Source organism: Enterococcus sp. NBRC 3427 (assembly GCF_007996925.1).
Classification (GTDB): Bacteria; Bacillota; Bacilli; order Lactobacillales; family Enterococcaceae; genus Enterococcus_B; species Enterococcus_B lactis.
This window is the reverse complement of the sequence record NZ_BJLL01000084.1, coordinates 1-7,449: the sequence shown is the minus strand read 5'-3', so window position 1 is coordinate 7,449 and position 7,449 is coordinate 1. Positions and strand designations below refer to the sequence as shown.

The window sequence follows — 7,449 nt, the reverse complement described above, 5'->3', positions numbered from 1 at the left end:
TTTTTTCCTATACAAGGAAAATATTCGCACACCAAGATAATGGTCATATACCAAAATGATTGGAACAACTTATTCGAATTTCGTTGAATCATTATCAAAAATACTTCAGAAAATACATTATTCACAATTCATTTTCTAGAAACTATCTCTTTGACAAATGATACTTAATTTTATCATATTAATTCAACTTTTAGTCAAGTTTACACATTCTACTAGGCAAATTTCCAAGAATGATATTGCCCCAATCGACTCACCCTTCTTGGGTATTTTGCCTGTTGTATAGTGGCGTGCCACTATGCTGTCCCATTCTAACAGAAGGCCAACTATAAGCATTAAAAGCTTAAAAATATCCCGTTACAGACTAGCATGCCAACATTTCTCACTGTCTCTTCAGGTCGAACTTGTCACAAACAATCTTTCAAATAATCATTAGTCATTTTGATGCAGATTGATTCCACTCTCCCAATTATTTACAGTCATTTTTGGATAGTCGCTAATTAATTCTCCAAATTGCGACATGCTGTATCCTAAATTTGTCCTTGTTTTCTTGATTCTTACACCTATTTCAATCGCATATGGTTTTATAATTTCTATGTCTCCAAACTTTTAACTATCAAAATCATACCATAATACTGAATAAATATTGTACTTATTTTCATACTTTTTATATTGACGTGTGACTATTTGTTGGTATATTTACATACACTTAAATACGTACTTTATCGTTCTTTGAAAACTAAATATGAAATAGAGGTCACTATAGATCGATTAACACATGAGGAATTAGGAAATTCTGTAAAAGAAACTCGTCTAGACAAAGGTTAGATACAACAGCAAGTAGCGGACAAAGTGGGAATTCCTCGCGTACTCCTAACCAAATTTGAGACATAAGGAAACATGATTTAGATCATATGACGGTTCATGACTCACTGCAGTTTGCTGTTGGAAACAGGTACCTCAATCAAAGAAATTCAAAAGCGAATGGATCATACCGACATTAAAACTACAATAAATGTATACGTCCATGTTACAGATAAAAAACGGAATCACTTCGCAAAGTTCATGTCTATCTGATAACTTTTTCAAATGGCATTCAAGCACAAAAAAAGAGATGCCCCCCCCGAGAAGGAAAACATCTCTAAACCGTTGGTAAACCAACGTTCTAACCAAGTTAGAATTATTCCGCAGCGTTTGCGTCTTTGAGACCGTATTTTTTGTTGAAACGGTCCACACGTCCGTCTGCTTGTGTGAATTTTTGACGTCCAGTGTAGAATGGATGTGAGTCAGAAGTTACTTCGACACGGATGACTGGGTATGTATTACCGTCTTCCCATTCAACTGTTTCTTGTGAAGTTTTTGTTGAACCTGACAAGAATTTGAAACCAGTTGTTGAATCCATGAATACTACTGGGTGGTAATCTGGATGGATGTTTTCTTTCATGATTTTTCGCTCCTTTGCCCTGCTCCATTTGCTGAACCAGAGTTGATTTGTCGATTTACAACATTAACATCTTAACATGTTTCAGTCAAGGTTGCAATTATCTTTTCAGATTTCTGGTCGGATTTTTTTTACCAAAGGAGACATCTTGAAATTCTTTGAAAAATTGCTGATTGTTTTTTGTTTTACGCAAAAAGCGGATCAGTTGTTCCGTATATTCTAATGAATCTCCAGTCATATTTTTTCGAAGTTTCCAAATTTCTTCTAGTTCTTCACTTGGCATCAATAATTCTTCTTTTCGGGTACCTGATTTTTTGATATCGATGGCTGGGAAGATCCGACGTTCGGATAACTCGCGTGAAAGTTGTAATTCTAGATTTCCAGTTCCTTTGAATTCTTCATAGATCACGTCATCCATGCGGCTTCCTGTATCGACTAAAGCGGTCGCTAAAATCGTCAAACTGCCACCTTCTTCGATGTTTCTTGCCGCCCCGAAAAATTTCTTAGGTTTATACAACGCGGCTGGGTCAATCCCGCCACTCAATGTACGTCCGCTTGGTGGAACGACTAAGTTATAGGCCCGAGCAAGTCTGGTAATACTATCCATCAAGATAACGACATCTCGTTTATCTTCGACTAAACGCATTGCGCGTTCCAATACTAATTCAGAAACTCGAGTATGGTTTTGCGGCTGCAGATCAAATGTAGAAGATACCACGTCGCCTTTCACGCTTCGTTCTAAGTCCGTTACTTCTTCCGGTCGTTCATCAATCAGTAGAACGATCAATTCTACTTCCGGATAGTTTTCGGTGATACCATTTGCGATTTCTTTTAATACAGAAGTTTTCCCTGCTTTTGGTGGTGCGACGATCAATCCACGCTGACCAAAACCGATTGGAGAGAAGATATCGATCATTCGGGTAGATAGTCTTTGCGGTGTTGTTTCCAGTTGAAGCTGTCTTTGCGGATAAAGAGGTGTTAAGGCTGGAAAATGCGGACGTTCTTTTGCTTCTTCCGGATCTTTTCCATTAACGCTTTCCACGTGCATCAAACCATAATAACGTTCCGATTCTTTAGGTGGACGGGCTTTTCCTGCCACTTTGTCCCCATTTCTCAAACTGAATCGTCTGATTTGTGAGGCAGAAATATAGATATCTTCTGCACTTGGTCCATAATTAATTGGCCGTAAAAAACCGTAACCATCTTGACCAACGATATCTAATATCCCTTCCATATAATAAAATCCTTGTTTCTCAGCTTGTGCACGAATCACAGCTAGAGATAATTCCTTTTTGTTCATCTTACTGTAATAAGGAATTTTAAATTCTTTGGCATAACTATAAACTTCTTTTAACGTTTTGTTCTCTAGTTCTGCCATTGTCAAATAATCGCTCATTCAGCTCCCACTTCCTCTGTCATTTCGATTGATGCCCCTAAGGCTGTTAGTTTCTCGATAATATGATCATAACCGCGTAAGATATAATCTACGTTATAAATCGTCGTTGTTCCTTCTGCTAATAGTCCGGCAATCACTAAACAAGCACCTGCCCGAAGATCGGAAGCCACGACTTCTGTCCCGTGAAGTTTATTTGGACCATTCACGATGATCATATTTCCTTCCACGGTAATATCAGCGCCCATTCGAGCTAATTCAGGCACGTGATTCACCCGTTTCGCATAGATCGTATCGATGATTTCTGAAGTGCCTACGGTCATCAATAGCAACGCAGTGAGTGGTTGCTGCAGATCTGTGGCAAATCCTGGATAAGGATAGGTCATGATATTTGCGGCTTTTAATTCTTTTGAGGGGTAAACTTCGATTTCATCTTCGCTGATTTTCATATGGACGCCAATTTCCTGCAATTTTGCTATAAAGCTTTCCAAATGTTCAAAAATCACATTTTTCACTTTGATACCATTTCCTGCTGCAGCTGCTAATGCCAGATAGGTTCCTGCTTCGATACGGTCAGGAATCATGAAATGACGACAGCCATGTAATGCTTCGACTCCTTCGATACGGATCACATCTGTACCCGCTCCTCGAACTTTTGCCCCCATATTATTCAGTAAAGTTGCCACATCGATGATTTCCGGTTCTCGTGCAGCGTTTTCAATTACTGTCTGTCCCTTTGCTTTTACAGCAGCTAACATCACATTGATTGTAGCTCCGACTGAAACCACGTCCATAAAAATACGATTGCCATGCAACCCTTCATTTTCTGTCCGTAAATACATGGCACCATGTTCATTTGTCACTTCAGCACCTAGAGCTTCAAATCCTTTGACGTGTAGATCAATCGGTCTAGGACCTAAATAACAGCCTCCTGGCAGGCCTACTACCGCTTCCCCAAATTTACCAAGCAGTGTTCCCATAAAATAATAAGACGCACGCAAACTATTGATTTTTCCGTGCGGCATCGGAACCGATACGATTTCTCGAGGGTCAATTTCTAGTATGTTGTTGGAAAAATGGACCGTTGCGCCCATGATCTCTAAAATTTCAATTAATGAATGAACATCTTGTATGTCCGGCACACCTTCCAAGATCACTGGGGAATCAGCTAAGATTGCAGCTGGAATCAATGCGACTGCACTATTTTTTGCACCGCTGATCGTTACTTCGCCAGCTAAAGGTCGGTTTCCTTTGATTACGATTTTTTTCATCTGTTTCCACCTTGTTTATTAATCTTTTTTCATGGATATGCTTGTATTTTATCATAGATAAAAAAAAGAAACGAGCATGGTCTGCCGTTTTAAGTAAAAAAGAATGGAGAACGACTTCAAAAGTCGTTCTCCATTCCTGTATATCGTATCTGTTATGTGGATGCTTACGCTTTGTTAGCTGAACCAAACCAGTCGATATGAGATTTTGCATCTTCAACGATTGCTGCTTTACCTGGAGCTAATAATTTACGAGGGTCGAATCCTTTACCTTCTTTATCTTTACCAGCTTCGATATATTTACGAGTAGCTGCAGCAAATGATAATTGGAATTCAGTGTTAACATTTACTTTTGAGATACCCATTGAGATAGCTTTTTCGATTTGATCTTGAGGAATACCTGATCCGCCATGTAATACTAAAGGCATGTCTGGACCTACAGCATCTGCAATTGCTTGTAAGTGGTCAAATGCTAATCCATTCCAGTTTTCTGGATATTGACCGTGGATGTTACCGATACCGCAAGCTAAGTAGTCGATACCTGTAGCAACCATTTGTTTGCATTCTTCGATGTCAGCTAATTCGCCGTTACCGATGATTCCGTCTTCTTCTCCGCCGATTGAACCAACTTCACATTCAACTGAGATACCTTTTGCGTGTGCTTTTTCAACAACGTCTTTAGCTAATTTCAAGTTTTCTTCGAATGGTAGATGTGAACCATCGAACATTACTGAAGTATAGCCTAGTTCGATACATTCCAAAGCAGCTTCGTAGTCACCATGGTCTAAGTGGATAGCAACTGGAACAGTGATGTTCATTGCTTCAACTAAATCAGTGATCAAATCTTTACAGATTTTGTAACCACCCATGTATTTAGCTGCACCCATTGATGTTTGGATAAGTACTGGTGCTTGTTTTGCTTCAGCCGCTTCAAGAATTGCTTGAGTCCATTCCAAGTTGTTTGTGTTGAACCCGCCGACAGCGTAACCGCCTTTACGAGCAGCTTTTAAAAATTCAGCTCCTGATACTACTGGCATAATAAAATTCCTCCTAAGTTTTGTAAAACTAAATTTGTTAAGACAATTCTTAACCAACGACCCTATTTTACCAAACATTTCGGTAGTTTTCTACTAAAATCAATGAAAATGAAAATTTTCAAGAAGTTTTTTGCAAAAAATAAAATGCTTAATCGCTCTTTACTCAAAAAAAGTCTTTTACTTCCTATCTTTTTTTCTATAAATAATAACAAATCAGAAAAAAAGAAAAGTAACAAGAAAATTGCTTATCCCCTTCTCTTGCTGCTTTTCTCTTTCTATCAAGCTAAAAAATTATTTTGTTTCATGGTCTGCTAATGATGCTCCGACAAATGCTTTGATTAATTTTTGCGGACGATTTGGACGAGAAATCAATTCTGGGTGGAATTGGCATCCCACAAAGAATTTCTTCTCTGGCAGTTCTACGATTTCTACTAAACGGTTATCTGGTGAGACACCTGAAAAGACTAACCCTTGTTCTTCAAACATTTGACGATATTTGTTGTTGAACTCATAGCGGTGACGGTGACGTTCTTGCACAACATCGGCTCCATCATATGCTTCAGCCGTCTTCGTTCCTTTTTTGATTTTACATGGGTATAATCCAAGGCGTAAAGTTCCACCCAAATTCTCGATGTTTTCCTGGTCAGCCATTAAATCAATAATGTTGTTTGCTGTATCTGGATTTGTTTCAGCTGATGCCGCGTCTTCCAACCCAACGACGTTACGTGCAAATTCGACACAAGCCATCTGCATACCAAGACAAATCCCTAAAAACGGAACGTCATTTTCGCGAGCATAACGAATCGCTTCGATTTTCCCTTCTACTCCGCGATCGCCGAAACCGCCAGGAACTAAGATTCCATCTGCATCTTTCAAACGTTCTTCTACATTTTCTCTCGTTAATTCTTGTGCTTTGATCCAATCGATCTCGATATCTGAATTATAGGCGAAACCAGAATGTTTCAATGCTTCAACTACTGAGATATATGCATCTGGTAATTCGACATATTTACCGACAAGTGCGATTCGTACTTTTTTCTTCAAGTTCAAGACACGTTCTTCTAATTCTTTCCATTCTGTCATGTCTGCTTCTGGTGTATCTAGTTTCAAATGGTCGCAAACGATTTGATCCATTCCTTGTGCTTGTAAAACTAATGGGATGGAATAAAGTGTATCTACATCTGGCGACTCGATGACTGCTTCTGGTTCGACATCACAAAATTGTGCCAATTTATTTTTCACGCTTTGAGAAACAGGTTGCTCTGTACGTACCACCAAAATATTCGGTTGGATACCTAAACCGCGTAGCTCTTTTACACTGTGCTGCGTTGGTTTAGTTTTCATTTCTCCAGCAGCTTTCAAGTAAGGGATCAATGTTGTATGGATATACATAACATTATCTGTACCGACATCTGCTTTCATTTGACGAAGTGCTTCAAGGAATGGCAAAGATTCTATATCCCCTACCGTTCCTCCTACTTCTGTAATGATCACATCTGAATCAGTCATTTTAGCTGCTCGCATGATTTTTTCTTTGATCTCATTTGTAATATGAGGAATAACTTGAACTGTTGCTCCCAAGTATTCGCCCTTACGTTCTTTACGCAAAACTTCAGAATAGATTTTTCCTGTCGTCACGTTGGAGTATTTGTTCAAATTGATGTCAATAAAACGTTCGTAGTGGCCCAGATCCAAATCTGTTTCAGCACCATCATCTGTTACGAATACTTCTCCGTGCTGATATGGGCTCATCGTCCCTGGATCCACATTGATGTATGGATCAAATTTTTGGATAGTTACTTTTAAGCCGCGGTTTTTCAATAAGCGTCCTAAAGAAGCTGCAACAATCCCTTTTCCGATTGATGAAACGACACCGCCGGTCACAAAAATATATTTTGTCATAAGTTCAAAAACTCCTTTTTAATTTATGTGCAGGAAAAGTCTCAGAAAATAAACAAAGCTCCCTATTCTTCAATAAGAATAGGGAGCCGAAATTTCTGTAAACTTCTGACCCTTTAAAAGGGTGCCCAAGGTGTATAATACAAGCTGACTGAGGGAAAGTCAAGTACTCAAATGAAGACTATCCGCTTACAATTTTTCTTTATCGGTATCCTTTGAGAAATTATTTCTTAAGTCCTTTATGAGTGCAAAAAAATTTAACCCACATAATAGGCTTGAGATAAACATAGCTAACGTTAAACTTAAGCAAATCAGGAAATCTTTACTGAAAAATTTTAAGTGAAACAATAGATAAAAAAATAAGGAGGTGCGACAAAAGTCGTGCCCTCCTTATTTCCAAATAAACGGTGTTCT

At 38.7% G+C, this 7,449-nt stretch carries 7 protein-coding genes; 2 read left to right on the top strand and 5 right to left on the bottom strand.

The window, feature by feature from the left end; all coding sequences use genetic code 11:
- Positions 1-921: 921 nt before the first annotated feature.
- Complete coding sequence (locus ESP02_RS12475) at positions 922-1,074, top strand: tyrosine-type recombinase/integrase (protein ID WP_073994776.1); 153 nt, start codon at positions 922-924, stop codon at positions 1,072-1,074.
- Between the two features lie 103 nt (positions 1,075-1,177).
- Here the strand turns inward: ESP02_RS12475 and ESP02_RS12470 are convergent, their stop codons facing one another.
- The 4 genes from ESP02_RS12470 to ESP02_RS12455 form a co-directional block, all read right to left on the bottom strand.
- Positions 1,178-1,441: a type B 50S ribosomal protein L31 gene (locus ESP02_RS12470; protein WP_002290330.1), complete on the bottom strand. Its 264-nt coding sequence runs from the start codon at positions 1,439-1,441 to the stop codon at positions 1,178-1,180.
- A 97-nt stretch (positions 1,442-1,538) separates the two neighbouring features.
- Positions 1,539-2,834 (bottom strand): transcription termination factor Rho, encoded by a 1,296-nt coding sequence (gene rho / locus ESP02_RS12465; RefSeq protein WP_002290332.1) that lies wholly within the window; start codon positions 2,832-2,834, stop codon positions 1,539-1,541.
- Positions 2,831-4,102 carry a UDP-N-acetylglucosamine 1-carboxyvinyltransferase gene (locus ESP02_RS12460; protein ID WP_002372795.1) on the bottom strand — a complete coding sequence of 424 codons (1,272 nt, stop codon included), beginning with the start codon at positions 4,100-4,102 and terminating at the stop codon, positions 2,831-2,833. The genes rho and ESP02_RS12460 overlap by 4 nt, the downstream gene beginning before the upstream one ends.
- 164 nt (positions 4,103-4,266) lie before the next feature.
- On the bottom strand, positions 4,267-5,136 hold the full coding sequence (locus ESP02_RS12455; protein ID WP_010733337.1) for a class II fructose-bisphosphate aldolase: 870 nt from the start codon (positions 5,134-5,136) through the stop codon (positions 4,267-4,269).
- 102 nt (positions 5,137-5,238) lie between these two features.
- On the opposite strand from ESP02_RS12455, the gene ESP02_RS13620 reads away from it, so the two are divergent.
- The gene (locus tag ESP02_RS13620; RefSeq protein ID WP_002372800.1) at positions 5,239-5,451 is read left to right on the top strand and encodes a hypothetical protein; all 213 of its coding nucleotides are present in this window, start codon (positions 5,239-5,241) and stop codon (positions 5,449-5,451) included.
- Here the strand turns inward: ESP02_RS13620 and ESP02_RS12445 are convergent.
- The gene (locus ESP02_RS12445; RefSeq protein ID WP_002310226.1) at positions 5,428-7,038 is read right to left on the bottom strand and encodes a CTP synthase; all 1,611 of its coding nucleotides are present in this window, start codon (positions 7,036-7,038) and stop codon (positions 5,428-5,430) included. The genes ESP02_RS13620 and ESP02_RS12445 overlap by 24 nt on opposite strands.
- Positions 7,039-7,449: the final 411 nt, after the last annotated feature.